This window comes from Veillonella parvula (genome assembly GCF_048309325.1).
Lineage (GTDB): Bacteria > Bacillota > Negativicutes > Veillonellales > Veillonellaceae > Veillonella > Veillonella parvula_T.
Genome location: NZ_DBFBTX010000005.1, coordinates 829,122 through 853,249, shown reverse-complemented (window position 1 = coordinate 853,249; position 24,128 = coordinate 829,122). Strand labels below are relative to the sequence as shown.

The window sequence follows — 24,128 nt, the reverse complement described above, 5'->3', positions numbered from 1 at the left end:
TTAATCTATGTGAGTGCCATAGCTAGTTTAAGTTCTAGTTGTTTGTGCATACTATCACTAAATAATGAGTGTAACTGTGATACAATAATATTAATTTTATTCATATATTTCGGAGCTGTTTTATTGAAGTAAATGTATATAAAACTTGTTATAAATGATATAGATAAGGAGATAATATGTGCTTAGCTGTACCAGCGCAATTGATTGCTGTGAATGATGCTATTGGTACCGTTGAATTGACAGGTGCTACCCGTGACTGCAGCTTGCTCCTCGTACCAGATGCAAAGGTCGGGGACTGGTTGTTAGTTCATGCAGGTTTTGCTGTACAAATTGTTGATGAAGAAGAGGCTCAAAAAACATTAGAGGCCTTTAAGGAGTTAGAAGAACTTGAAGAAGCTTACTTTGCAGGAAAAGCAGCACACAGCTGATGCTTTGTTAAGGCGCATCAATGCGCTTCATAAGCCCGGTGAAACTGTGCGGCTTATGGAGGTTTGTGGTACGCATACAGTATCGATTTTCCGAGAAGGTCTTCGTCAATTATTGCCAAGTGGCATAGAACTTGTTAGTGGACCAGGATGTCCAGTATGTGTAACTGATCAAACCTATATGGATAAGGCTTTAGCCTATGCAGAACGTGAGGATGTTATTATTGCTACCTTTGGGGATATGTTAAAGGTTCCAGGTAGCTATAGTAGTCTCAATGAAGCTCAAACAAAAGGAGCTCATATCCATGTTATTTATACGCCTTTAGAGGTAATAGAACTTAGCAAAAAATATCCAGAAAAGAAAATAATATTCTTAGCTATTGGCTTTGAAACGACTATTGCGATTATATGTGCTACTGTGAAAGCCGTTCACGCAGCAGGACTTAAGAATGTATTCTTCTTAGTATCTCATAAATTAGTGCCTCCAGCATTGCGTGCACTATTAGATAAACAAGAAGGTCATATCGATGGATTTATTTTACCTGGCCATGTGAGTGTTATTATTGGTGAAGAATCATACCGATTTTTGCCCAAAGAATACGGTATTCCATCTTGTATCGCTGGCTTTGATGGCTTAGAAATATTGTCTGCTATAGCTAATATTTTAGAGCAACGTGAGTCTGGTAATGTTGTGGTGGGCAATACGTATCATTCTGTAGTTATGCAGAAGGGAAACCCTGTAGCCCAAGCTATGATCGAGGAAGTGTATGAAGTATGCGATGATGTATGGCGTGGTATTGGTGTGATTCCTAACTCTGGTTTAGCATTAAAGGGGGAGTATGCAGCTTATGATGTAGAGCTTGCCCTTCCTATTAACTTGGATAAACCATCTCTTGATCCTAAAGGCTGTCAATGTGGACGTGTTTTGCAAGGCCTTATTAAACCGAGTGAATGTCCGTTATTTGGTAAAAGCTGTACCGCAGATCATCCGGTGGGTGCCTGTATGGTATCTGTAGAGGGTAGCTGTGCTGCATGGTATAAATATGGTTATTCTAGTGGTGGATCGACGTGGGAGGATTAATATGGAACGAGTTCGCTTAGTCCATGGTAATGGTGGACGATTTAGTCATGAGTTGACGGACCGTTTTATTTTGAAATATTTTACAAATGATTTATTGGCGCCCCTACACGATGGTGCCCAGTTTCCTGTTACAGCCGGGCGCATGGCCTTCTCTACAGATTCTTATGTGGTGCAACCTGCGTTCTTTCCTGGTGGTAATATTGGCAAGTTGGCTGTTTGTGGAACTGTGAATGATTTAGCCATGAATGGCGCGATACCTCAATATTTAAGTTGTGGTCTTATTTTAGAAGAAGGTTTGGCCTTTGAAGAGCTAGATGAAATTCTTCGCACTATGTCAGAAATGGCAAAAGCCGCAAATGTTCAAATTGTTACAGGTGATACAAAGGTCGTTAAAAAGGGCGAAGTAGATAAAATCTACATTAATACTGCTGGTATTGGCATGATTCCAGATGGAATAGATATTGGTCCACATCGTGTGAAAGCAGGGCTAGATATCATTTTGTCAGGTGCTATTGGAGATCACTCCATTGCCGTTATGGGGCAACGGTTTGGGTTAGATTTATCTGACTCCTTAACAACTGACTGTGCACCACTAAATAAGATGGTTCAAGCAGTATTAGATAAAGTAGGAACTCAAGTTGCTTTGTTGAGAGATCCCACTCGTGGTGGCCTAGGTACCGTTTTAAAAGAAATCGCTGATCAGAGTCAAGTAGGCATTAAAGTTGAAGAAACGGCCATACCTATTCATGAAGAAGTGCAGTCAGTATGTAATATATTGGGGTATGACCCTTTATATTTAGCGAATGAAGGGAAAGTAGTTCTTATCGTTGAACCATCTGTTACGGACGAAGTTCTCAAGATTCTTCATAGTTTTGAAGAGGGAAGCGAAGCTGTTCTAATTGGTAAAACTTTAGATAAAAATATTGGTAAGGTTGGTCTACAAACGGCTATTGGAGGTGTTCGTTTAATTGATTTATTAGGTGAAGATCAGGTTCCACGAATTTGTTAAATTTATAATTAATAAAAGTAATTAAACTATATCATTTTGTTAATCTTTTTATTTCAATTTTTGAGCTTTCTAGATGTAGCTCGTATTAGATGTTGACACGATTTATCATTGATGATAGCATTAAATTAAGTTGCGTAAAATTCATTAAGAATTCATCGAAAATCTATATTATGTTAGTATCTTTATGTGTAAGTTCTTATACTTTCACTAGAATCTATGTATAGAATTTGTTAAAATATAAGTATCTATAGGAGGCTTATTATGAAAAAGAAGATTATTACAGCTGTTCTAGGGATTTGTTTAACTACAACTGCATTTGGTGGTATCTTGACAACTCAAGCTGGTGGACTTAGCAGCATTCTTGGTGGTGCAGCTAAAATTGGTGGTATCGGCATTGTTGTTAACAAATTTGGTCCACAAATTGACTCTTTCCTAAATAAATTATTGAAACAAAATAACTTGAGTACTGAATATACAACTAAAGTAGTTCCTATTATCAGTATTGGTACAAAAGGTTATATCGGTGCTGCTCAAGTTACTGGGCCTGCTTCTAGCATTGAAGAAGTTAAAGCTGTTGCTCAAGTAGAAGGTAGCTTTAATGGTATGGTTCGTGTAAAAGGCTTAGTTCCTGTTGATAGCACAAACCCAGTTGGTGCATCTCGTGTTCAAGGCGTAGGTGTATCTGCTATTATTGATTTGAAAATTTAATGGCCACTGAGCATATAAATTGATAGACTCAGGGAATAAGCACGGTCTTAGGCCCGTGCTTATTCTGTTGTATAACAGTTATACATTAGATACATTGTGGAGGAATTTATGAAGAAACAAGTACTTACACTTTTAATGGCATCCCTAATTTCAGGCACTGCATTTGCCGCTCCTGGTACAGTAACTGAAAAAACAAATGTTTTAGAAACTACTGTATATGGAACTGTACAAGATGGTGCTGTTGTGGACCGCATTAATCAACTTGATGAAACCGTGTATGGTACTGGTTTCAATGGTAATTCCGCAACATTGAGCAAACGTGTTGACTCCCTCTACAATTCTGTAGAAGGCAGTGGTACTAATATTTCTTTGCGCGAAGAAATGGATGCATTGGAATATACATATCAAAATAGCATTAACGCAGGATCTCTTGTAGACCGTGTAGAAAAGATGGAACGTAGCGTTAATGGTCGCATTGGTAGTGGTTCCTTACAAAAACGTATTATTTCTTTGAAGACAAAGGTATATGGTAGCAATGTGTCTCTTACTAACCAAGTAGGCACATTGTCTGGTAACCAAGTGTTCAAAGTGACTTTAAATGAAGCGGTTTCTTCTAAAACTAGTCGTGAAGGTGATACTGTATCCTTTACTGTTGCAGAAAATGTAATGGATGGCAATGTCTTATTAGTACCTGCGGGCACTGTAGGTTCCGGAACAATTACTTCTTTGAAAAAGGCTCGTTCCTTTGGTCGTAATGGTGCGTTAGATATTACATTTGATACAATCCCAGCTATTGATGGTACAGAATTTACTGCTGTACAAGGTAAAGAGGCTAAGGATAAAACTCGTAGTGAAGTTAAAGCAGCAGGTGCATCTGTGGCGGGCGCAGTTCTACTCGGTCCTGTTGGGCTTGTAGGGGGCGCTTTCATCAAAGGTAAAAATATTGAGTACCCAGCTGGTGCTACTGTATATGTACAACCTCAAGATTCCGTAACAATTCAAGGTCTTGTTATTGGTGGTGATGGTTTAGCTCATAGTGATGATGAATTAGCTGATGCTGTAACTGTACCTAATACAACAGGTGAATCTGAAGAATATGTAGAAAATAATGATACTGATGAAAATGCAGCTGTAGCTGAAGATGCTACAGCAGTTGAGGAGCCAGAAGAACCTGTAGAAAATGTTTCTCAACCTATCGTTGTTGTAAAGCGTAATCAATAATTAACAAATTCTTAAAGTAATAGGAGTTCTAGTAACCATGAGGAAACGTAAAGTACAATGGCTGGCAGCGGCATGTGTTATTTGTTTAGCACAACCTGTATGGGCCGCTACTGAGTCAACTATTGTATATCAAGATACATTGGATAGCGTAGGTCAATCCTATGCAGGAGAAATTTCTAAAGCATCTACACCTGAATATAGTAATATCCGTGTTGTACGTCGTGGTGAAAAAGCGAAATCTGCTACTCCTGCTGAACAGTTGCCTACACGTATCGATGCTAACAAAATGTCTTATACTGGCTCTACAGGTGATGTATATGCTCAAGGCGATGTTGTGGTGTCTCAAGGTAATCAAACTTTGATGGCTCCACGTATTGAAGGTAATACTAAAACTACAGAGTATCGTACTGTTGGGGGCTATCGCTATTTGGAAGATGGCGGTAAAACAAAAGATATTACAGGTCAAAATATGACGTATCGCACTAGCGATCGTCACTTTGAGGCGGACCAAGCCATGGGATGGAGCGATCCCTATTATGTAAAAGGCAATAACGCCACTTTTGATGGACAAATAGGCCATATGGAAAAGGGCATGGTAACTACAAAACATGCAATGGCTTTTGTTCATACTCCAGATTATCGTGTGGAGGGTCAAGATATTCAGGTGTATCCTGGTGATAAAGTCGTTATTAAAAAACCATCCTTTTATATTAAAAACTTTAAAGTATTATCCTTGCCATCTTATACGACTTCATTGCGTCATGACAAAGAAGGCAAATTTAGTATTTTTTCCTTAATACCAAAACCTACGTATAGTAACGATGATGGTATTGGCTTACATGGTAGTACAGAATATCCTATCGGTAAAAACGGTGAAGCTTATATTGACTATCGTTGGTATTCTAAATCTGGTTTTAAACCACAGGTGGGATATCGTCATTATTTACCTTGGGGGACTGCTTCTGTTGGCTATAGCAAGGAGTCTAATGAATATAATGATGAAACAGTATGGGTTGAAAAAATAGGTGAAGCTCGTTTGGATACTCATACATATCATGTAGGAAATTCTCCAATTACTGTACGTGGTGGTGTTAATGCTGGTTATTGGAAAGAGGGGTCTGTAAAAGGTTCTCATAAAGAATATTATGCAGAAGTTTCTCATGATCCGATTAAGCTTGGCAAAAATGCTGATTTGCGCTTCTTAGGTGGTTACCAACGTGACTACTATGGCTATGATGGTAGTATCCGTAGCATGCCTTATTGGGGGGCTAGATTCCAATCTAAAGTTGGTAATCGTGCTAATGTATGGGTTAGCTATAATCAACGAAATATTACCTACAATAATTCACCTTATCGTTTTGATACGACAGAGCTTCCAAAAGAGCTTATTTATGGTGGTACCTATAAATTGACTCGCCTTGATGATATTTCTGTAAGTGTTAAGAATAACATGATGAGTGGGGATATTGATTCTGTCTATTATACATGGCATCGTGATTTACACTCCTTCGATATGTACTTAACATATAAAGATGGACATAAAAATAAAAATGATCAATGGAAAATTAAATTTGTAGGTAAAGACTTTTAGTTAGGAGAATACTATGCAACGCATTAGAAAAGCTGTAATTCCAGCAGCTGGTTTTGGTACACGTTTTTTACCAGCTACCAAGGCACAACCAAAAGAAATGCTTCCTATTGTCGATACACCTGCTATCCAATACATTGTAAAAGAAGCTTTAGATTCTGGGATTGAAGAAATTCTAATTATTACAGGTCGTAATAAACGTGCTATTGAGGACCATTTTGATAGTAGTGTTGAATTAGAATTGTTATTACAAAGTCAAGGTAAAAATAAACCATTGGCTATGATCAAGGATTTGGCGGACATTAAAGTTCACTTTATTCGTCAAAAAGCACCTCGTGGACTTGGTGATGCTGTATTGTGTGCAAAAGCATTTATTGGTGATGAGCCATTTGCAGTATTACTTGGTGATGATATTGTTTACAATCCAGAAAATCCATGCTTAAAACAGTTGATTGATTGCTATAATGAGCATCCTGGTATTATTTTAGGCGCTCAATTTGTACCGGAAGATAAAGTTAGTTCTTATGGTATTGTATCTGGTGAAGCATTGGCTGATAATTTATATCGCGTTGATAACTTGGTGGAAAAACCTAAGAAAGAGGATGCTCCATCTCAACTCGCTGTATTAGGTCGTTATATTTTAACACCAGATATTTTTAATATCTTAGAAGCTACTAAGCCTGGTGTAGGTAATGAAGTCCAATTAACTGATGCATTGGCAGCCTCTAAAACGGATACGTATGCATTAGCATATGAAGGTATTCGCTACGATACAGGGGATAAATTGGGCTATTTAAAAGCCACTGTTGAGTATGCATTGCGCAACGAAGAATTGGGTGAAAGCTTTAAAGCTTACCTAAAGGAATTGGATCTAAAATAGATAATCTATGAGACTTCCACGTGAAGGGCCTATGATATGTGTCATAGGCTCTTTTTGTTTATAGTTTCAAACTCATTTGATATTTGTTAACATATGAATAATGCCTTTTGTTGACGAATGAAATAATGTTGATTATAATCAAGATATTGAATAAATAAAAGGACTGTGATTATATGAGAACATTATTTAAAGCATTATGTAATAATGATTTGAACCTACCGGGACATAGCGTTATTAAACATATGCATTATGATTCCTCAGGTAGTGATAGAACCGTATGTGAAATTGTATCGAAAGTAGCTAAAACAACCACAATTGGTATTATGGATACGTCTGGCTTCTTAATGGTCGATTTACGACCAGTGCCAAAACAATTTAACATTCGTTCTACTATAAACCAACAGGGAACAGATGGTGCTATATCTTTTTCTAAGGAAGAGGTCATACGATTTGTAAATGATATTAATGATACGAATCCAATCCATCGTGAGAATCCTTATGTTGTTCCTGGCTGCATGATTTTAGAAACGATGTGGGATTTTTGGAATATTAGTAAATCTGCTCTGCAAATGGCGATTTATTTTCATGCACCAGTTATTGCAGATGACAAGGTAACTTTGGTGGAATATTCTGAAGATGCTCATGTAGAAGGTTACATTGGTGATACATTGGCATTTTCGGCTACGTTTTTCGGTGAAAATGAAGATTCATCATCTTTGAAACAAAGATGTATTAGTTAGAGGTAATTATGGAAACAAGACGTTTAACAAAAATGGCTTTATTAACAGCCTTATTATGTATTTCAGCATATATTTCTTTCCCATTGCCATTTAGTCCCGCTATGGTAACGGCTTTGACTTTGGTAGCCACATTAATCGGCTTATTGTTACAGCCTAAGGATGCACTTATCGTATTTATCATTTATATTTTGCTTGGTGCAGTTGGGTTACCAGTATTTGTTGGCGGTACGGCTGGTCTTGGCAAATTGTTGGGACCAACAGGTGGCTTTATTTTTTCTTGGCCAGTTGCATATACATTACTAAGTATATTTAAAGGTTCTAAAAAAAGCTTTTTCTCTTATGCCTGGCGATCTCTTGTGATTACCATTCCTGTAGTGTACCTTTTTGGTGTAGCAGGTTTTATGATTGTTACAAAAACAGAACTTTGGGCGGCCTTGCCTGTAGTCATGTTCCCATTTATTCCTGGAGATATCGTAAAATGTCTTGTTGCTTCTTGGTTAGCAACTAAAGTTAAAATTTAGAATACAATTAAAGTGGCATTCTGCGGGATGCCTCTTTTTTGCTTTTAATAGAAGGAGTATATATGTCAGTATATATTCATGGTGGGCTTAGAAGTCCTATCGGCGTTTTAAATGGACAATATAAACATATGAGACCCGAGATTTTGGGCTCTCAAGTAATTGATGAAATAATTAATCGTTATTCTATTTCACATATAGATGGAATCTTCTGTGGTAATGCAATTGGTACTGGTGGTAACCTTGGCCGTCTCATGGGTCTTATGTGTAATTTACCAAATTCTGTGCCTGCTATCACCGTTGATATGCAATGTGCCTCAGCTTTGATGAGTATTGAGATAGCATATGCACATATTGTGTCTGGTATTATGGATTCTGCTATTGCAGGCGGTATTGAAAGTTCGTCGTTACAGCCAGAGCGGGTGTATGCATTTGGGGATGACCGAGAAGGTGCCTATAAGGTCGCTCAATTTACGCCCCAAGATCAATCGCCTTTAGCCATGCTCGAAGGGGCCGAGCGGACTATTCATAAACACAATGTAACAAAGGAAGATTTATATCTGCATATTATTGGCAGTCATCAAAGAGCATCAGCCGCTTTAGATAACCCATATTTACAGTCATATATTATGCCTATTACTATAGATGGTAAAAGATGTATAGATGAATGTATTCGACCTACGATGAACGAAAAACTCTTGTCTAGGATGAAACCTTTGTTGGGAGCTGATTCTATTACAAATGCTGGTAACTCTTGTTTAACTCATGATGGAGCGGCCTTTGTATATTTATCTAATGAAAAAGGGCCTTTTAAAATTCATAACGTCATGCCGTGGGCAGGAAATCCTCAGTTTAGTCCAGAGGGTGCCCTTGAAAGCACAGAAGCTATTTTAAAACGTACAGGTTTAACTATGGATGATATTGACGTAGTGGAATGGAATGAAGCCTTTGCCATTATTGATGTTCTTTTTGATAAGACTTATCCTAATCATATTGGGAAATATAACATGTTTGGTGGAGCGTTAGCTTACGGGCATCCCTATGGATGTTCTGGCGCTATATTAGTGCTTCACTGTATGGCTGCTTTAGAATCTTGTGGTGGTCGATATGGTTTATGCGCTATTGCTGGTGCAGGGGGCACAGGAACGGCTTTAATTATGGAACGCATGTAATATGACAATTATTGAACGCTTACAACAGTATAAAGAATTAGAGCCTCATAAAATTGCTCTAATCGTAGATGATATAGAATATACATATGGTGAACTATATGATGCTATTCTAGCGGTAGATATTAATAATACAAGCCGCATTGTAAATCTTACTCAGTCTAAAGAGCATTTAAAAACTAAGGTTCTTTTAATTCAGGAACTGTCGTTTGTTGAACAACTTACACAGTGGCTTGGGGCATTGCATAAAGGTAATATTCCCATGGTATGTCACAATGAGATGGATAAGGTTTATGTAGATGAGCTAGCTCGTATTATAACCTATGAAGGTGTACCGCCATTAGCTGATTTTGGGGTACTTACATCGGGGACTACGGGACGACCAAAACCTTTGTGGAGACGAGAGAGGTCTTGGCGTGATTTTTTTGATATTCAAAATAATATTTTTCATATAAACAAAGATGTTAAAATCTTTTTACAGGGAAGCTTTAGTTTTACAGGTGTTAGCAATATGGTCATTGCCGCTTTATGGGCTGGCGGGACGGTTGTTACTACGAGTTCATTGCGTCCTAGTAGATGGATACAGCTCATAGAGGAATACAATGTAGATCATATATATGCATTACCAACAAAACTACGATTATTGGTACGACACTGTAAAAGTAATTTATCATCTATTAAATATATCATTGCAGGATCTCAAGTTCTAGATCAACAATTAATGGAACAGTTACAACATATATGTCCTGATATGGAGTTTATCTTGTACTATGGCGCATCAGAACTTAACTATATAACGTATTGTACAGGTAAGGAATGGCTAGAGCGAGAAGGTACGGTGGGGAGACCATTCCCAACCATACAGATAGCAGAGAATGATGGCGTTATTTATGTGACCACAAAATATCATATTGAAGGGATTCTCGATACATATACTGTAAATGATTGTGGATATATCGATAGCGATGGCTATCTTATGTTTAATGGGCGACAAGGTGACGTAATCAATAAAGGGGGATATAAAATTTCTATCCCAGAGATGGAATCATATATACAATCCTTAGATGGTGTGTCCGAGGTTGCTATTATTGATATTGTTGATGAGATACGAGGAGAAGACTATGTAGCTTATATGGTGCTAGATGGTGAGGATAAATTGGGTGAAATTATAGAACATATTCATAATGAAAGGCCTTCTGTAGAGTGGCCCAAAACTATAATAGAAATTCCGATATTACCCCTTACGGAATGTTCAAAAGTTGATAAACGAAAGTTAAAAGAGTGGTATAATAAAGGGTAAACATTTTAGTACCACAAGGAGGCATCATGCAGATTAATAAGGCAGCGCTAGAGATTTTCGACTTTACATCCTCGTTAGCTGTATATTCTGAACATGAATTAAAGGTTGGGGATCAAGCTATACAAGATTATATAGCAAATCATGTAGTTAAGGCTTTTAAAGATCCAGGGGCTAGAACCGGAACCTTACATGATGCGAGCCCTGTAGGCAAACAATTAGTAGACTATAAAAATGGAGCGCTTAAGTTTATTGATTTATCTAAGAATTTAGGTGAAAGCTTGTTTACATATATGAAACAAGCTACGGATTCCGTTGTTATTGATACGATTATTTGTGAAGCCGTTACAGATACGTCCTATGTTTGTATTCTTCTGTGCCAAGCTCATGATGCTTTTACCCATCAACTATTCAGTGAAGATGATGGTACATTGGCTACAGAACTCGTTTCTCATAAGGCAGTACTACCTATGCCATCTCAAAAATTACGGGCCTTTGCATCTATTAATCTCTCTAATTTTAGTGTTCGTATTTTTGAACCTAAAGGTGAATTTGATGGTGAGGTATCCTATATCCTAGCAGATAAGGTCTTGCAATTAGGGACTAATCAATCCTCGCGAGATACGGTGAGAAAGGTAAAGACTATCGTAGATAAGGTGGCTCAAGCTCATGAGTCTGATGGCGTTGTTGAGTTGACAACGGCTAAATCTATGATTGCTAAAAATGCAGAAGTATCAGATACCGTTGATCCTGTTCGTATTGTAGAAGAGGTATTTAAAGCGAATCCTATTCAACAAGAGGCGGCAAAGAAAGAATTAGCTGATGCGGATATGCTGCGTCCGTTGCCAGTAAATCGTGAGTTCGCCACAAAAATTGGTGAACATCATAAGATTAAAACAGATACAGGTATTGAGATTTCATTTCCTGTGGAATATATGAAGAATCGTGAGTTTATTGAGATAAAAACTAATGATGATGGCACCTTGCGCATTGAATTAAAAAATATTAATAAAATTGTAAATAAATAGCAATGGAAAATTATATTTATCTATAGAAATATATTATGTAATGATTAAATTTATTTGTTATGCTAGTATATGGAGGTTATGATGAGTAAAGAGAAACATAAAAAAACAAACGCATTACGTATTTTAGATACTCATAAGATACCTTATAGTATTAGCGAATATGAGTGGTCTGAAGAGCGTGCCGCTGGCCTTCATGTAGTAGAAGCATTAAGACTCGATGAGAAACAAGTCTTTAAAACATTAGTTGGTAAAGGTGACAAAACTGGATATGTAGTATTCTGTATTCCTGTAGCTGAAGAGTTAGATATGAAACAGGCAGCACGTGTTAGTCATAATAAGTCTGTAGAGCTTGTTCATGTTAAGGATTTGTTAGGTATTACAGGTTATTTGCGCGGTGGATGTTCTCCAGTAGGCATGAAAAAAGCATTTCCTACCTATTTTGATGCTACTATGGAACCCCAAAAGTTTGTATATGTAAGTGCAGGTTTACGCGGTATGCAAATGAAGGTAAATCCAAAGAATTTGGCATCTGTCGTAAATGCTGAATTTGTTGAACTGACAATGGACCATTAAGGGGGACGTATGGCAAAAAAGTTTTATGCTGTTCGTCAGGGCCGTGTACCAGGAGTTTATACTACATGGTCTGACTGTGAGAAACAAGTAAAGGGCTATGGTGGTGCTATCTACAAATCATTTTCGACAGAAGTAGAAGCACGTGCTTTTGTAGAGAATTCAGGTTTGTCTTTAAGTGATTTTATGAGCGCTAAAAAGAGTGAACTTAAATTGCCACAAGAAGTGAAGTTTAAATCTATAAATTCTAGGCCTATAGTTTCTAGTTCTAGTATTCAAAGTAAAGTATCAGCAAGTGTTGTGAAACCAGATTTTACTACTCCAAACTATATGGTTGCGTATATCGATGGTAGTTATAATAAAGAGACCAATACTGTTGGGGCAGGTGGGGTTATCTTTTTGAATGGCAAGAGGAAAACTTTTTCTTTTCCCTCTACTGATGAACGATATACATCGTTTTGGAATGTAGCTGGCGAGTTGTTGGCGGCTATGCATGTTATGAAATATGCTGTTGATAATGGAATTTCTGAATGCTCACTTTACTATGATTATATGGGCATAGAAATGTGGGCTACTAAGAGATGGAAACGTAATAATGAGCTAACCAAAGAGTATTCAGCATTTTATGATTCTATAAAAAATCATGTGCGAGTATACTTTCACAAGGTGGCTGCTCATACAGGCGATACATATAATGAAATAGCTGATGCACTAGCAAAACAAGGTGCAGGTATTTAAAGATATTAGAAGGGAGGGCGCTATGAATATATGTGTTACTGGTGGGGCCGGATTTATTGGGTCCCATTTAGTTGATAGATTAATTGAATTAGGGCACGATGTACTCGTTATAGATGATTTATCTACAGGTATGCGCTCCTTTGTACATGAAGATGCTCGATTTATTGAGATGGATGTACGAGATCCAAAATTACTATCTGTATTTGAAGAGTTTAAGCCGGCTATCGTATTTCATGAAGCGGCGCAAACAATGGTTCAATCCTCCATGGAGAACCCAAGTTATGACTGTGATGTAAATCTTATAGGGCTTATTAATGTTCTCGATGCTTGTCGTAAAGTGAAAGTTGAACAATTTTTAATGCCTTCATCAGCTGCTGTATATGGTGACTTGGCAGTATTGCCATTGACTGAAGACTTGAGTGGTATGCCTTCGTCTTTTTACGGCTTGACAAAGCTTACTGCAGAAGGTTATTTGCGTATTTATCATGAAGCTTTTGGATTAAATACAGTATGCTTTAGATATGCTAATGTATATGGACCACGTCAAGGTGATGGCGGTGAAGGTGGCGTTATCAGTATTTTCAACCGCTTGATTGTCGAAGGGCAACCATTAACTGTATTTGGTGATGGTGAGCAAACTAGAGATTTCATTTATGTAGATGATGTGGTAGATGCTAATATTAAGGCTATGGAGAATGGTCAATGCACAGGTATTTATAATGTATCTACCAATATGGGAACATCTGTGAATGAGTTGATTACGCGATTCCGGGCTATTAGTGGGACAGATTTTATGGTTTATTATGAAAATGAACGTATAGGGGATATTAAACATTCGCGCTTAAGTAATGTGAAAGCTGAACGTGATTTTGATTTTATTGCCACTACAACATTAGAAGCTGGTTTACAAAAGACATTGGAATATTTTAAAGCTCATCATAAGTAAGAAAAATAAGGTTTGGGGATATGAGTGATACGCAATTTTGGGTGACCGTAGGTATTTGGAATCTTATCGTATTTAGTCTGTATGGATATGATAAATTATGTGCCATTAATGGATATGATCGAATTTCAGAGTTTACATTATTATTTTTAGCGTTTGCCTTTGGCGGTGTTGGTGCTTTATTAGGCATGGTCCTATGGCGTCATAAGACATTAAAAATTAAATTTAAATTAGCCATTCCTTTTGCATTACTTTGGTCTGTATATGCAGTTGGATTCGGTTATGGTTTGTGGGTAAAATGATTGTATAAACTAATATTTTATTCATTCTTTTATGGTATAATAAAAAAATATTGTACATAAAATGTCAGTGAAGGAGATATTTGATGTTGCGATTACAATCAGGTTTTGAGTTAGATTATGCTAATATATATAATGAAAGTTGCATACAAGAACGTGATGTGAATAATTTTGAACGGGCTATACAAAATGTATGGCGTCATACAAATATTTTGCGTTCTACAGGCTTCGAAGAAGGTCATGTTTCTAAAGATGGTTTACCTGAACCCGTGTTGTTTTACCAACTTCCATATATTTCAGAAGATGGTATCAATACACCAGATATGTTAGAGCGGCTTTACGAATTACGTGACTATGCACGCCATAATATTGATACAGTTGTATCCGTAGGTATTGGGGGCTCCTATTTGGGGAGCAAAGTTATTTTTGATGTGCAGTGTGGAGCATTTTGGAATAACTACAGTGCAGAGGAACGCGACGGCTATCCTAGGATGTACTTTGCAGGCTTTAATGTGGATGGTGATTACTTAGTAGGGCTAATTCGTACGTTAGAGTGTCAAGCTCAGAAAAAAGGTCCTGATTATAAGGTGATGCTCGTTATTAATTCTAAGTCTGGATCTACCATTGAACCAATGGCTAACTTCATGATTTTGGAGAAGGCTTTACAAGATCGTAATATTAACTACGAAGTGATAGCTGTTACAGATGTATCTGATGATGAACATCCTACAATTTTACGATCTATGGCGATAGAAAATAATTGGAAGACCTATAGCATTCCTTATGGTGTAGGTGGTCGTTTCTCTGTATTTACAGAAGTTGGTTTTGTAACAGCCGCTCTTGTAGGATTTGATATTGAAGGATTCTTATCTGGTGCTGCATCTATGGATGCAGCATGTCAAGAAGAAGACATTTTTAAAAATCCAGGCCTTTTAAGTGCATTATTGAAATATATTGCATCTGAACGATATGGTCGTATTATAGAGGTGTTTATGCCTTATAGTGAAGCACTCCACTCATTATCTGATTGGTATGTGCAGCTCTTATCCGAGTCTCTTGGAAAAATGAGTAATACTTGTCTACCATATGGTCGTACGCCAGTTGCTGCAGTAGGTACTATGGATATGCATGCTCAAGTTCAAGAGCATCAAGAGGGGCGCCTAAATAAGGTAGTTCAATTTATTAAGGTTAAGGATTGGAAACATAATCTCATTGTTCCAGATTCCTATAGTCAATATGAACGTTTACACTCTCTATCTGATGTAGGCATTTGTGATATTTTAAACATTGCTTTAGATGCTAATAGAGAAGCCTTGTCTAGTGACAATCGTTTTAACATGACTATAACTGTACCAACATTAAACGCATTCCATTTAGGAGAAATTATGTTTATGCATTGTTGGGCCGTTTATTTTGAGTCCATTTTTGCGGGTGTTGATGCTTTTGATCAACCAGGGGTAGAGGTTTATAAGCGTCTCATCGGACCCAAATTGGCTCGAGCAAAGGAAGTACATAATTCATGAGGGGGAACTATGAATATTTTAGTAACAGGTGGTGCTGGTTATATTGGGAGTCATACTGTACGTGCTTTACAACAAGCAGGATATACACCAATTATTGTAGATAATTTATCTCGTGGGCATGTAGAATCTATTCCTGAGGGGGTAAAGTTCTACAATATGGATATTGCTGATCCTGAACTAGTAGGTATTATGAAAGAACATAACATCCTAGGTGTAATGCATTTTGCTGCTCACTCACAAGTTGGTGAATCCATGCAAAATCCAGCTATTTATTATGAAAATAATGTAGTTGGTTCTTATCACCTTATTGAGTCTGCTCGTACCGCAGGTATAAAGCATTTTGTATTTTCTAGTACGGCTGCTGTGTATGGTGAGCCTAAGGTAGTTCCTATTTGTGAGGATGCTCAGCTACAACCAACAAATGTATATGGTCGTACTAAATTGATGATAGAAAAAATGTTATCTGATTATAGTTCGATTTATGGTTCTACATATGTTGCGTTGCGTTATTTCAATGCGGCCGGTGCGGATCCGTCTGGTATGATTGGAGAAGACCATCATCCTGAAACTCATTTGATTCCACTTGTGTTAGATGCGGCTCGCGGTAAAAGAGAGCATATAACTGTATTTGGGACTGATTATGATACAGCTGATGGCACATGTGTACGCGACTATATTCATGTCAATGATTTAGCAGCTGCTCACGTATTGGCTATGGACTACTTGCGTAAAGGCGGAGAATCTCAAGTATTTAATCTTGGTAGTGGTAATGGATTCTCTGTAAAGGAAATCATCGAGACTGCAAAAGAGGTTACGGGTATCGATATTCCTGTTCAATATGGTGATCGCCGTGCTGGTGATCCAGGAACATTAATTGCTTCCTCTGAAAAAATCAAAAATTTACTTGGTTGGGATCCTAAATTTAGTAATGTTGCTGATGTTATCAAAGATGCATGGCATTGGCATACATCTCATCCAGATGGATTTAATAGTAAATAAAGAACAAATTGTTTTGATTTGTCAATATAATGAATGACTCTATTAGTCACCTTGGTGACTGGTAGAGTCATTTTTTTGTAGGATTTTAAAAGAGCCTCCTAGAATATGTCAGCAGGAGGTGGATTATGAACTTACAAGACTATATAGAACGTATGAAAATGTGGATTGATAAGCAGCATTTTATTATGCGCCACTATAAGTTTGCACTTGGTATTTTCTTTATCATTACGGTTGCCCTTTTAGGCATTGGTATTTTTTATCCACATGAGGAGGAAAATATTCATATTAGTTTAGATCAATCTAATGGTAGAGATGCTAATCAAATTGAACGAGGCTCAGAAAAATTATCAAAAGAAACAACACATGATAATAGAAATGGGAAAGGAAAGAACTATTTTAAAGATGAAAGTGATATAAAAAATGTAAAGGATAGAGAGGTAAAAAGCGATGTTCATGGACGATTATTATATGATATTACCGGTGTTGAGCGAGCAAATCCTTGGCGAGAGGTTTTTAAAGATATTCCTATAGATGAATTACTTGGTCAGAATAAGATAACTAAAGATAGCAATGGCAATTTCGTTGATATAAATAATGATTTACATGAGTCAGATGATTCAATGAAGACTTTTGAGAAAAAGGTAGATGAAAGTCGTAGAAATGAAAAATATCAACAAATAAGAAATAATAAAAAGCATAGTGGTAATTATATTGAATTAAAAGCTAAAGATATTAGTGCTAGACGAGTTGAATCTAGTATACAACCTTCTATAAGTAATCCTACCAAACAACATCCCATAGAGCTTATAGGTATTATTGAGGGACAACAGAATATTGCTATTTTACGAAAAGGTACAGAGGAACAAATGGTTAGTATAGGAAGTGTGTGGAAAGAAATATCAGTATCTAAGATAACTGCAAGTGGTGTAGAAATTATTGAAGGAGGTTCATCACGGTGGCTAAGAATCGAGTAAGCTTTATAGGTCTAAAATGTATAGATAAGATTATAGTGACAGTTATATTGCAAATAAGCTTATGGATGGTCGTAATGCTTGTAACTCCCTTCATGGTATTTGCTAATGGTACTGATAGGATAACTACTAGTAGTTCTGAAAACATCGTAATTAGTGGTGAAGTAGCTAAAAATGAAAAAAATATTGAGAACAAACTCATAACGATTTCTGTACGCAATGCATCCTTAAAGGAAACCGTTTTAGGAATTTGTCGTAGTTACGGTATATCCGTAATTGGTGTAGAGTCGTTAAAAGGGACTGTTACGGCCACTGTAACGGGAGAATCCCCAGAAGGGATTATTAATGAACTAGGTAAGTTATATCATTTCTCCGTATTGAAGGAGCATAACACACTTCTTATTGATTCTGATGATGAAACACTTGAAAAAAGAGAACTATATGTTATATCACCTGAACATTTACCGGCTGAGTCTTTGAAAAATGTGGTAGGCACAGTGGTAAAAAACGATAAAATGGCAGTGCTTTCAGAACAAAATGAAGTAATTATGCATTTGACGAGCGGAGAAAAGCGACGCGTAGAAACCTTAGTACGTGCTATCGACAAGGAACCAAAACAAGTGCAATTGGAAGCTACCATCATTGCTATGGAACAATCCTATGCTAAGGAACAAGGTTTTAGATGGTCTTGGCTTAGCTTGACCGGTCATGGAGAAGATAAAACACATTCCTATGGTGCCGTTACCTTTGGCAAAACACCGACTGGGGAAGCCTATAAGTTCTTTGTAAAGCCAGAGCTAAGTCTTATGGAAAGCTCAGGTAAGGCCGTTCTAATTGCAAAACCATCTATCATGGCTCTCAATGGTGAGACTGCGCATATCTTGATAGGTGAAAGAATACCTGTTATAGAGGAGTCAGAAGTGAATGGCGAACGAAAGCGTTCTACTCGTTATGAAGAGGTGGGCATTAAGTTGAATTACACTCCTATCATTACCGCTGATGGTGGTGTAGATGCTAAAATACATGCAGAAGTGAGTACACCTATTATGGTATCTGAAATGAAAGCCTACAAAATAAGCACACGTCAAGCACATACAAGAGTACGATTACAACCAGGAGAAGTGCTAGTTATTGGTGGACTCATGGATAATCGAGATCAACATCAAATACAAAAAATACCTATTTTGGGAGATATTCCTTTGTTAGGAAAATTATTCCGTCATAGTCGAAAAACAAAAGATTCTATAGAAATGTTAATGTTAGTGAGGGCAACTGTGGTATAATGAAGAGTAAATGATTAGGAGGTTGTGAATGGAACGCATTCGAATGATAGACCTTGGAAAATCATTTGGAGTGCGCCAAGTATTTTCCAATGTGTCTTTTGAGATAAAAGAAGGGGATCGACTCGCATTGGTAGGCCCTAATGGGGCTGGGAAATCTACCTTGTTAAAGTGCATATTAGGGTATGAAGAACTCGATGAAGGTAATGTAGTCAAGTCGCCTGTTGCTAGTATTGGCTATTTACAACAAGATGTAAATCTTGGAGATGATAGCCTTGCTACGGAAATCGAAAAGGCTTGGGCTGATGTTCATGCATTGGAAAAACAATTAAAAGAGCTCACTAGTCGCTTGGAAACCGAAGAGGCTAGCGAATCGGATTTACAACGCTTAGATTATTTACAGAATCGTCTAGAATGGCTAGGTGGTTATGACTACGAGCAAAAGACAAAGCGCATAGTCTATGGTCTTGGTTTTACTGATGATGACTTAGATAAGCCGGCTAATGCTTTTTCAGGTGGTCAAAAAACGCGTATCAATTTAGCTAAAGCGTTAGTACGTAGTCCTGATTTTTTATTCTTAGACGAACCGACTAACCATTTAGATATGGATATGCTGGAGTGGTTAGAGGGGTACTTATCTGCCTATCAAGGTGGTATTCTCATTGTCAGCCATGATAGATATTTTCTAGATCGTATCGTCACAGGTGTTGTGGAGTTAGATAATCACAAGGCTACAACCTATCGTGGTAACTATAGTCGCTATATTCAACAACGTGATGAACGTTTAAAGGCTGATATGGTGGCCTATGAAAAACAGCAGGAGTATATTAAGAAAACAGAGGCTTATATAGATAAATACCGCGCTGGTATCAAGTCTAAAATGGCTCGTGGTCGTCAGTCTCAACTAAATCGATTAGAGCGGCTAGAGGCACCTGTTACTTCACATCATTTACAATTTTCTTTTCCTCCTGCTGCGATGAGTGCTGATAAGGTTTTAGTCTTAGATCACTTATCTGTCGGATATGGTGAAAGTCGCATTATTGATGATATCTCTCTAGTTGTTCGACGAGGTGAATCAGTAGCGCTTATTGGACCTAATGGCGCGGGTAAGTCTACACTGGTGAAAACCATTGTAGGAGAACTATTCCCTGAAGTTGGTCATGTGGATATTGGCAATCGCGTACAAGTCGGTTACTTCTCACAAGAACACGAAGAATTGCATGATTCTTGGCAGGTAGTGGAAGAGATCATGAATCACTTTAACTACAGCGAGGATAAGGCTCGTAATGTGCTGGGGGCTTTCCTGTTTAAAGGGGACGATGTATTTAAGCTAGTAGGTGAATTATCTGGTGGTGAGCGCGCTCGTTTAGCTTTGCTTAAATTATTTCTTCAAGGAGATAATTTTCTAATTTTAGACGAACCGACAAACCATTTAGATATTCCTACACGAGAAATTGTAGAGGAAGCATTGCAACAATTTGAAGGGACTTGTTTTATTATTTCTCATGATAGATACTTCTTGGATCAAGTTTCTACAAAAACAGTAATTCTAGATGAAGGTAAAATTACAGAGTATCTCGGTAATTATTCATACTATAAGGAAAAGCTGAAAGAGCAAGAAGATTTATTAGCATTGGCTAATGGGAAAAACTCTGATAGCAGTAAGCGTGATAGTAAAGCTACTCCTATTAATGAGTCAATGCTTTCAGTATCAGAAACTACGGAGGAAAATCAGAAGAAGCCAAATGCTTATATGGTAGAAAAACAATTGGCTGAGGTAGAAGCTGAAATTGCTCGTTTAGAGGCGACGATGAAGATGTATGAGGTGCAATTAGCTAATCCTGTAGTACAACAAGATTTAGATGAAATGTCCAAAATTTCCACACAAATCGAAGAGACTCAGACAGAGTTGGAATCCTTGTATAAGAAGTGGGAACGTCTATCTGAATAACTTATTTAATGTATATATTATTAGGGAATTAAAATCATTATCTTTTAATTGACAAACTATTTTATATTCTCATAATATAGGTATAGATTTAAAGTTTTATGTTTTGAAGGAAGGGTGTAACATGAATAAATCCATGTTAAAAAAAGCGGCCATTTTTGGCCTTGCCGGTGTAATGGCAATTGCTGCTGGTTGTGGTAGCGATAAAGATGCAGGTAGTGCAAATAGCAATGAAGCTAAAATTGCATTATTAACAACAACAACTGGTGGTGCGGCAGCATATGGTGAATCCATTAAAGCTGGTGCTGAATTGGCAGTAAGCGAAATCAATGCTGATGCAAATGCTGTAAAAATTAACTTATTAGTAGAAGATACTAAAGGTGATAAAAACGAAGCTATCAATGCGATGAACAAAGTAATTGCAAAAGATAAAGTGGTAGCAGTTATTGGACCTATGTTATCTGGTGAAATGATGGCTGCGGGGCCTGTAGCAAACAAAAGTAAAGTAGTAGCGCTTGGTACATCTACAACGGCTGAAGGTATTACGGATATCGGCGATTACATTTTCCGTAATGCTGTACCTGAATCCTTGGCAGTAGATACTGCAATTAAAGAAGCACATAAAACTTTAGGCTTCAAAACTGCAGCTATCATGTACTCTAACAACAATGACCAAATGGTATCTGTAAATAATACAGCTCGTAAAGCATTGGAATCTGAAGGTGTACAAATCGTTGATACTGAAACATTTGCAGATAAAGATACTGACTTCTCTGCACAATTGACTAAAATTCAACAAGCAAAACCTGATGTAATTGTAGTTGCTTCTCTTTACCAAGAAGGCGCATTAATCATGAAAAAAATGCGTGAAATGGGTATGAATCAACCTGTAGTTGGCTCCAATGGTTTCAACAGCCCACAATTCATTAAAATTGCTGGCGATGCTGCTAACGGTGTTATTGTTGGTACGCCATGGTTCCCTAACAAAGAAGACCAAAAGGTTAAAGATTTCCGTAAAGCCTATGTGGCAAAATACGGTAAAGAACCTGACCAATTCGCTGCTCAAGCATATGATGCAGTATATCTCTATGAAACAGCTTTGAAAAAAGCAGGGTCCACAACAGATCGCGAAAAATTCCGGGAAGCATTGAAAAATATTGCTGACTTCGTTGGTGTAACTGGTCAATTCAAGTTCAACGAAAAACGCGACCCTTCCATGGAAGTTCAAGTTTTACAAATTAAAAACGGTCAATTTGACGCATTAAAAAAATAAAAGTTGAGGTAGTATAGTGTTTTTACAACAATTAGTTAACGGGTTAACCCTCGGTAGCTTATATGCTGTACTCGCTATTGGCTTAACACTTGTGTTTGGCGTTTTAAATATCATCAACATGGCACACGGAGGCATCTTTATGATAGGTGCCTTCGTTGGTCTTTTTATGGTAACTGTTTTTAACGTTAACATTTTTGTAGCCCTTATCGTAGCTATGGCTGTTGGTGCTATCCTTGGTTATCTTTTAGAGTTTGTGGCGCTTCGTCCACTTCGTAAGAAAAAGGTGTCTCACTTGGCACCACTTATTAGTACCATTGGTGTTTCTATTTTCCTTGAAAGTTTGGCATTATTGCTTTGGGGCCCTCAAACTAGATCGTTCCCACCAGACTATATTGGTGGCCTAATCGACTTTGGAGCTTTCAAAATTTCCATGGTACAAATTATTGGCTTAGGCGTTTCTGTTGTGCTAATGCTCATTCTTAATATAGTTATTAAGAAAACTAAAATTGGTAAGGCCATTCGCGCTGTATCCATAAGTACAGAAACGGCAGCTCTTTTGGGTATTAATCCAACAATGATTATATCTGTTACTGTTATGATTGCATCTGCTTTAGGTGCTGCTGCAGGCGTATTAGTAGGTTTGTCCTTTAATGCTATTGAGCCTACAATGGGCGTTATTATCGGCTTTAAAGGCCTCGCAGTACTTATCTTAGGTGGTCTTGGTAATATTACAGGCGCCATGGTTGGTGGCTTCATTTTAGGCGTAGCAGAAATCTTCTCTGTTGCATATGGCGCATCTACATTCCGTGATGCTGTGGCCTTTGGTCTCATCATCCTATTATTATTCTGGCGCCCACAAGGCTTGTTTGGATCTAAAGATAAAGGGGGGAGACCATAATGGATTTATTGAACCCGTATTATCTACAGATCGTGATGTTCTTCATCATCAATGCTATCATGGGTATCTCTATTTACTTTACACTTGCAAGTGGTCAGCTTTCTTTAGGGGCTGCTGGCTTTATGAGCGTTGGTGCATATGTAGGCGCTATCCTTTCTTTGAAAGCTGATTTGCCTATCGTTTTAGGCATTATCATTGGTGGTTTAGTTGCTAGTCTTGTAGCCGTTATTATCGGTTTACCAACAACACGTCTCCGCGGATTATATCTTGCCATTGCTACTCTTGGTTTTGGCGAAGTTGTGCGTGTTATTTTCTTGAATTTGGATATTACTAATGGTGCATTAGGCCTTTCTGGTATTCCATCCATTCCTCAAGAATTAACAAACTTAGCCTATGAACTTGATATCGATGGTTTAATGGGTATTGATGCTGTTGCATGGGGCAATCTAATGGCTATCATTATTTTGTTAGCTATTTTAGTATTGATTATCGCCTTTTGCGTACGAATCAATAATAGCCGTGTGGGTCGTGCCTTTGCAGCGATTAAGGCTGATGATCATGCAGCAGAATTGATGGGGATTAACGTTGTATACTACAAGATGATGGCCTTTATCATTGGTGCTTTCATCGCTGGTATTGGCGGTGGTTTGTATGCTCATATTACAAACTTTATAAATCCTACAGACTTTAGCTACCATAAGGTAGTACAAATCTTATTATTCCCTGTATTTGGTGGTTCTAATGTAGTATGGGGCTCCGTATTAGGTTCCTTTATTCTTACATTATTGCCAGAAGTATTGCGCTTCTTATCCGATTATCGGGATATTATCTATGGTGCATTACTCGTTATCTTGATGGCAGTTCGCCCAGATGGTATTTTAACAGAATCCATGGTGGATAAAATTAGCCGTAAATTAGGCTTTAAGAAAGCTCCATATATTCCAGAATCACAAGTATTAACAGAACGCTTTGAAGCATATAAACGCAAACAACAAGAAGAAAAACAAGGATAGGAGGGAACT

24 protein-coding genes are annotated in these 24,128 nt (G+C 37.5%); all 24 read left to right on the top strand.

Annotation, left to right across the window (positions count from 1 at the left end; translation table 11 throughout):
- Positions 1-176 precede the first annotated feature (176 nt).
- Positions 177-428 (top strand): HypC/HybG/HupF family hydrogenase formation chaperone, encoded by a 252-nt coding sequence (locus ACMKPP_RS08860; RefSeq protein WP_004693324.1) that lies wholly within the window; start codon positions 177-179, stop codon positions 426-428.
- Positions 388-1,506, top strand: a complete 1,119-nt coding sequence (gene hypD / locus ACMKPP_RS08855) for a hydrogenase formation protein HypD (RefSeq protein ID WP_024061220.1) — start codon at positions 388-390, stop codon at positions 1,504-1,506. Before ACMKPP_RS08860 ends, hypD begins: the two co-directional genes overlap by 41 nt.
- A gap of 1 nt (position 1,507) precedes the next feature.
- Entirely contained in the window at positions 1,508-2,515 is a 1,008-nt protein-coding gene (gene hypE, locus ACMKPP_RS08850; protein ID WP_077708299.1) for a hydrogenase expression/formation protein HypE, read from the top strand.
- 261 nt (positions 2,516-2,776) lie between these two features.
- Positions 2,777-3,223 (top strand): hypothetical protein, encoded by a 447-nt coding sequence (locus tag ACMKPP_RS08845; protein ID WP_004693328.1) that lies wholly within the window; start codon positions 2,777-2,779, stop codon positions 3,221-3,223.
- Positions 3,224-3,331: 108 nt separating this feature from the next.
- Positions 3,332-4,444: a hypothetical protein gene (locus ACMKPP_RS08840; protein ID WP_004693331.1), complete on the top strand. Its 1,113-nt coding sequence runs from the start codon at positions 3,332-3,334 to the stop codon at positions 4,442-4,444.
- A 37-nt stretch (positions 4,445-4,481) separates the two neighbouring features.
- Positions 4,482-6,035 carry an LPS-assembly protein LptD gene (locus ACMKPP_RS08835; RefSeq protein ID WP_120054615.1) on the top strand — a complete coding sequence of 518 codons (1,554 nt, stop codon included), beginning with the start codon at positions 4,482-4,484 and terminating at the stop codon, positions 6,033-6,035.
- A 13-nt stretch (positions 6,036-6,048) separates the two neighbouring features.
- Entirely contained in the window at positions 6,049-6,912 is an 864-nt protein-coding gene (galU, locus tag ACMKPP_RS08830) for a UTP--glucose-1-phosphate uridylyltransferase GalU (RefSeq protein WP_060918985.1), read from the top strand.
- Positions 6,913-7,085: 173 nt separating this feature from the next.
- The gene (locus ACMKPP_RS08825) at positions 7,086-7,652 is read left to right on the top strand and encodes a hypothetical protein (protein WP_123138048.1); all 567 of its coding nucleotides are present in this window, start codon (positions 7,086-7,088) and stop codon (positions 7,650-7,652) included.
- 8 nt (positions 7,653-7,660) lie between these two features.
- Positions 7,661-8,173, top strand: coding sequence for a biotin transporter BioY (locus ACMKPP_RS08820; protein WP_004693338.1), 513 nt, complete (start codon positions 7,661-7,663; stop codon positions 8,171-8,173).
- A 62-nt stretch (positions 8,174-8,235) separates the two neighbouring features.
- Positions 8,236-9,342 (top strand): acetyl-CoA C-acyltransferase, encoded by a 1,107-nt coding sequence (locus tag ACMKPP_RS08815; protein ID WP_418369613.1) that lies wholly within the window; start codon positions 8,236-8,238, stop codon positions 9,340-9,342.
- Between the two features lies 1 nt (position 9,343).
- The gene (locus ACMKPP_RS08810; protein ID WP_123138046.1) at positions 9,344-10,639 is read left to right on the top strand and encodes an AMP-binding protein; all 1,296 of its coding nucleotides are present in this window, start codon (positions 9,344-9,346) and stop codon (positions 10,637-10,639) included.
- 26 nt (positions 10,640-10,665) lie between these two features.
- Positions 10,666-11,664 carry a nucleoid-associated protein gene (locus tag ACMKPP_RS08805; RefSeq protein ID WP_287525312.1) on the top strand — a complete coding sequence of 333 codons (999 nt, stop codon included), beginning with the start codon at positions 10,666-10,668 and terminating at the stop codon, positions 11,662-11,664.
- 81 nt (positions 11,665-11,745) lie between these two features.
- Entirely contained in the window at positions 11,746-12,237 is a 492-nt protein-coding gene (ybaK, locus tag ACMKPP_RS08800) for a Cys-tRNA(Pro) deacylase (protein ID WP_287525806.1), read from the top strand.
- A gap of 9 nt (positions 12,238-12,246) precedes the next feature.
- The gene (locus ACMKPP_RS08795) at positions 12,247-12,972 is read left to right on the top strand and encodes a ribonuclease H1 domain-containing protein (protein WP_287525314.1); all 726 of its coding nucleotides are present in this window, start codon (positions 12,247-12,249) and stop codon (positions 12,970-12,972) included.
- A 22-nt stretch (positions 12,973-12,994) separates the two neighbouring features.
- Positions 12,995-13,918 carry an NAD-dependent epimerase/dehydratase family protein gene (locus ACMKPP_RS08790; RefSeq protein ID WP_412198713.1) on the top strand — a complete coding sequence of 308 codons (924 nt, stop codon included), beginning with the start codon at positions 12,995-12,997 and terminating at the stop codon, positions 13,916-13,918.
- Positions 13,919-13,938: 20 nt separating this feature from the next.
- Entirely contained in the window at positions 13,939-14,217 is a 279-nt protein-coding gene (locus tag ACMKPP_RS08785; RefSeq protein ID WP_008600612.1) for a DUF1294 domain-containing protein, read from the top strand.
- Between the two features lie 83 nt (positions 14,218-14,300).
- Positions 14,301-15,737, top strand: a complete 1,437-nt coding sequence (locus ACMKPP_RS08780) for a glucose-6-phosphate isomerase (RefSeq protein ID WP_287525318.1) — start codon at positions 14,301-14,303, stop codon at positions 15,735-15,737.
- A gap of 9 nt (positions 15,738-15,746) precedes the next feature.
- Positions 15,747-16,736 (top strand): UDP-glucose 4-epimerase GalE, encoded by a 990-nt coding sequence (galE, locus tag ACMKPP_RS08775; RefSeq protein ID WP_325305774.1) that lies wholly within the window; start codon positions 15,747-15,749, stop codon positions 16,734-16,736.
- A gap of 125 nt (positions 16,737-16,861) precedes the next feature.
- On the top strand, positions 16,862-17,710 hold the full coding sequence (locus ACMKPP_RS08770; protein ID WP_278466756.1) for a hypothetical protein: 849 nt from the start codon (positions 16,862-16,864) through the stop codon (positions 17,708-17,710).
- The gene (locus tag ACMKPP_RS08765) at positions 17,692-18,990 is read left to right on the top strand and encodes a type II secretion system protein GspD (protein WP_008600616.1); all 1,299 of its coding nucleotides are present in this window, start codon (positions 17,692-17,694) and stop codon (positions 18,988-18,990) included. The genes ACMKPP_RS08770 and ACMKPP_RS08765 overlap by 19 nt, the downstream gene beginning before the upstream one ends.
- A 28-nt stretch (positions 18,991-19,018) precedes the next feature.
- The gene (locus ACMKPP_RS08760) at positions 19,019-20,938 is read left to right on the top strand and encodes an ABC-F family ATP-binding cassette domain-containing protein (RefSeq protein WP_287525325.1); all 1,920 of its coding nucleotides are present in this window, start codon (positions 19,019-19,021) and stop codon (positions 20,936-20,938) included.
- 121 nt (positions 20,939-21,059) lie between these two features.
- The gene (locus ACMKPP_RS08755; RefSeq protein WP_418369612.1) at positions 21,060-22,208 is read left to right on the top strand and encodes an ABC transporter substrate-binding protein; all 1,149 of its coding nucleotides are present in this window, start codon (positions 21,060-21,062) and stop codon (positions 22,206-22,208) included.
- A gap of 16 nt (positions 22,209-22,224) precedes the next feature.
- The gene (locus ACMKPP_RS08750) at positions 22,225-23,106 is read left to right on the top strand and encodes a branched-chain amino acid ABC transporter permease (protein WP_287528669.1); all 882 of its coding nucleotides are present in this window, start codon (positions 22,225-22,227) and stop codon (positions 23,104-23,106) included.
- Positions 23,106-24,119 carry a branched-chain amino acid ABC transporter permease gene (locus tag ACMKPP_RS08745; RefSeq protein ID WP_024061205.1) on the top strand — a complete coding sequence of 338 codons (1,014 nt, stop codon included), beginning with the start codon at positions 23,106-23,108 and terminating at the stop codon, positions 24,117-24,119. Before ACMKPP_RS08750 ends, ACMKPP_RS08745 begins: the two co-directional genes overlap by 1 nt.
- Positions 24,120-24,128: the final 9 nt, after the last annotated feature.

What these genes read in the sequence shown, in the direction of transcription:
- ACMKPP_RS08860 (WP_004693324.1), top strand. Translation starts at nt 177, where the DNA reads ATGTGCTTAGCTGTACCAGCGCAATTGATTGCTGTGAATGATGCTATT.
- hypE (WP_077708299.1), top strand. Translation starts at nt 1,508, where the DNA reads ATGGAACGAGTTCGCTTAGTCCATGGTAATGGTGGACGATTTAGTCAT.
- ACMKPP_RS08845 (WP_004693328.1), top strand. Translation starts at nt 2,777, where the DNA reads ATGAAAAAGAAGATTATTACAGCTGTTCTAGGGATTTGTTTAACTACA.
- ACMKPP_RS08840 (WP_004693331.1), top strand. Translation starts at nt 3,332, where the DNA reads ATGAAGAAACAAGTACTTACACTTTTAATGGCATCCCTAATTTCAGGC.
- ACMKPP_RS08835 (WP_120054615.1), top strand. Translation starts at nt 4,482, where the DNA reads ATGAGGAAACGTAAAGTACAATGGCTGGCAGCGGCATGTGTTATTTGT.
- galU (WP_060918985.1), top strand. Translation starts at nt 6,049, where the DNA reads ATGCAACGCATTAGAAAAGCTGTAATTCCAGCAGCTGGTTTTGGTACA.
- ACMKPP_RS08825 (WP_123138048.1), top strand. Translation starts at nt 7,086, where the DNA reads ATGAGAACATTATTTAAAGCATTATGTAATAATGATTTGAACCTACCG.
- ACMKPP_RS08820 (WP_004693338.1), top strand. Translation starts at nt 7,661, where the DNA reads ATGGAAACAAGACGTTTAACAAAAATGGCTTTATTAACAGCCTTATTA.
- ACMKPP_RS08815 (WP_418369613.1), top strand. Translation starts at nt 8,236, where the DNA reads ATGTCAGTATATATTCATGGTGGGCTTAGAAGTCCTATCGGCGTTTTA.
- ACMKPP_RS08810 (WP_123138046.1), top strand. Translation starts at nt 9,344, where the DNA reads ATGACAATTATTGAACGCTTACAACAGTATAAAGAATTAGAGCCTCAT.
- ACMKPP_RS08805 (WP_287525312.1), top strand. Translation starts at nt 10,666, where the DNA reads ATGCAGATTAATAAGGCAGCGCTAGAGATTTTCGACTTTACATCCTCG.
- ybaK (WP_287525806.1), top strand. Translation starts at nt 11,746, where the DNA reads ATGAGTAAAGAGAAACATAAAAAAACAAACGCATTACGTATTTTAGAT.
- ACMKPP_RS08795 (WP_287525314.1), top strand. Translation starts at nt 12,247, where the DNA reads ATGGCAAAAAAGTTTTATGCTGTTCGTCAGGGCCGTGTACCAGGAGTT.
- ACMKPP_RS08790 (WP_412198713.1), top strand. Translation starts at nt 12,995, where the DNA reads ATGAATATATGTGTTACTGGTGGGGCCGGATTTATTGGGTCCCATTTA.
- ACMKPP_RS08785 (WP_008600612.1), top strand. Translation starts at nt 13,939, where the DNA reads ATGAGTGATACGCAATTTTGGGTGACCGTAGGTATTTGGAATCTTATC.
- ACMKPP_RS08780 (WP_287525318.1), top strand. Translation starts at nt 14,301, where the DNA reads ATGTTGCGATTACAATCAGGTTTTGAGTTAGATTATGCTAATATATAT.
- galE (WP_325305774.1), top strand. Translation starts at nt 15,747, where the DNA reads ATGAATATTTTAGTAACAGGTGGTGCTGGTTATATTGGGAGTCATACT.
- ACMKPP_RS08770 (WP_278466756.1), top strand. Translation starts at nt 16,862, where the DNA reads ATGAACTTACAAGACTATATAGAACGTATGAAAATGTGGATTGATAAG.
- ACMKPP_RS08760 (WP_287525325.1), top strand. Translation starts at nt 19,019, where the DNA reads ATGGAACGCATTCGAATGATAGACCTTGGAAAATCATTTGGAGTGCGC.
- ACMKPP_RS08755 (WP_418369612.1), top strand. Translation starts at nt 21,060, where the DNA reads ATGAATAAATCCATGTTAAAAAAAGCGGCCATTTTTGGCCTTGCCGGT.
- ACMKPP_RS08745 (WP_024061205.1), top strand. Translation starts at nt 23,106, where the DNA reads ATGGATTTATTGAACCCGTATTATCTACAGATCGTGATGTTCTTCATC.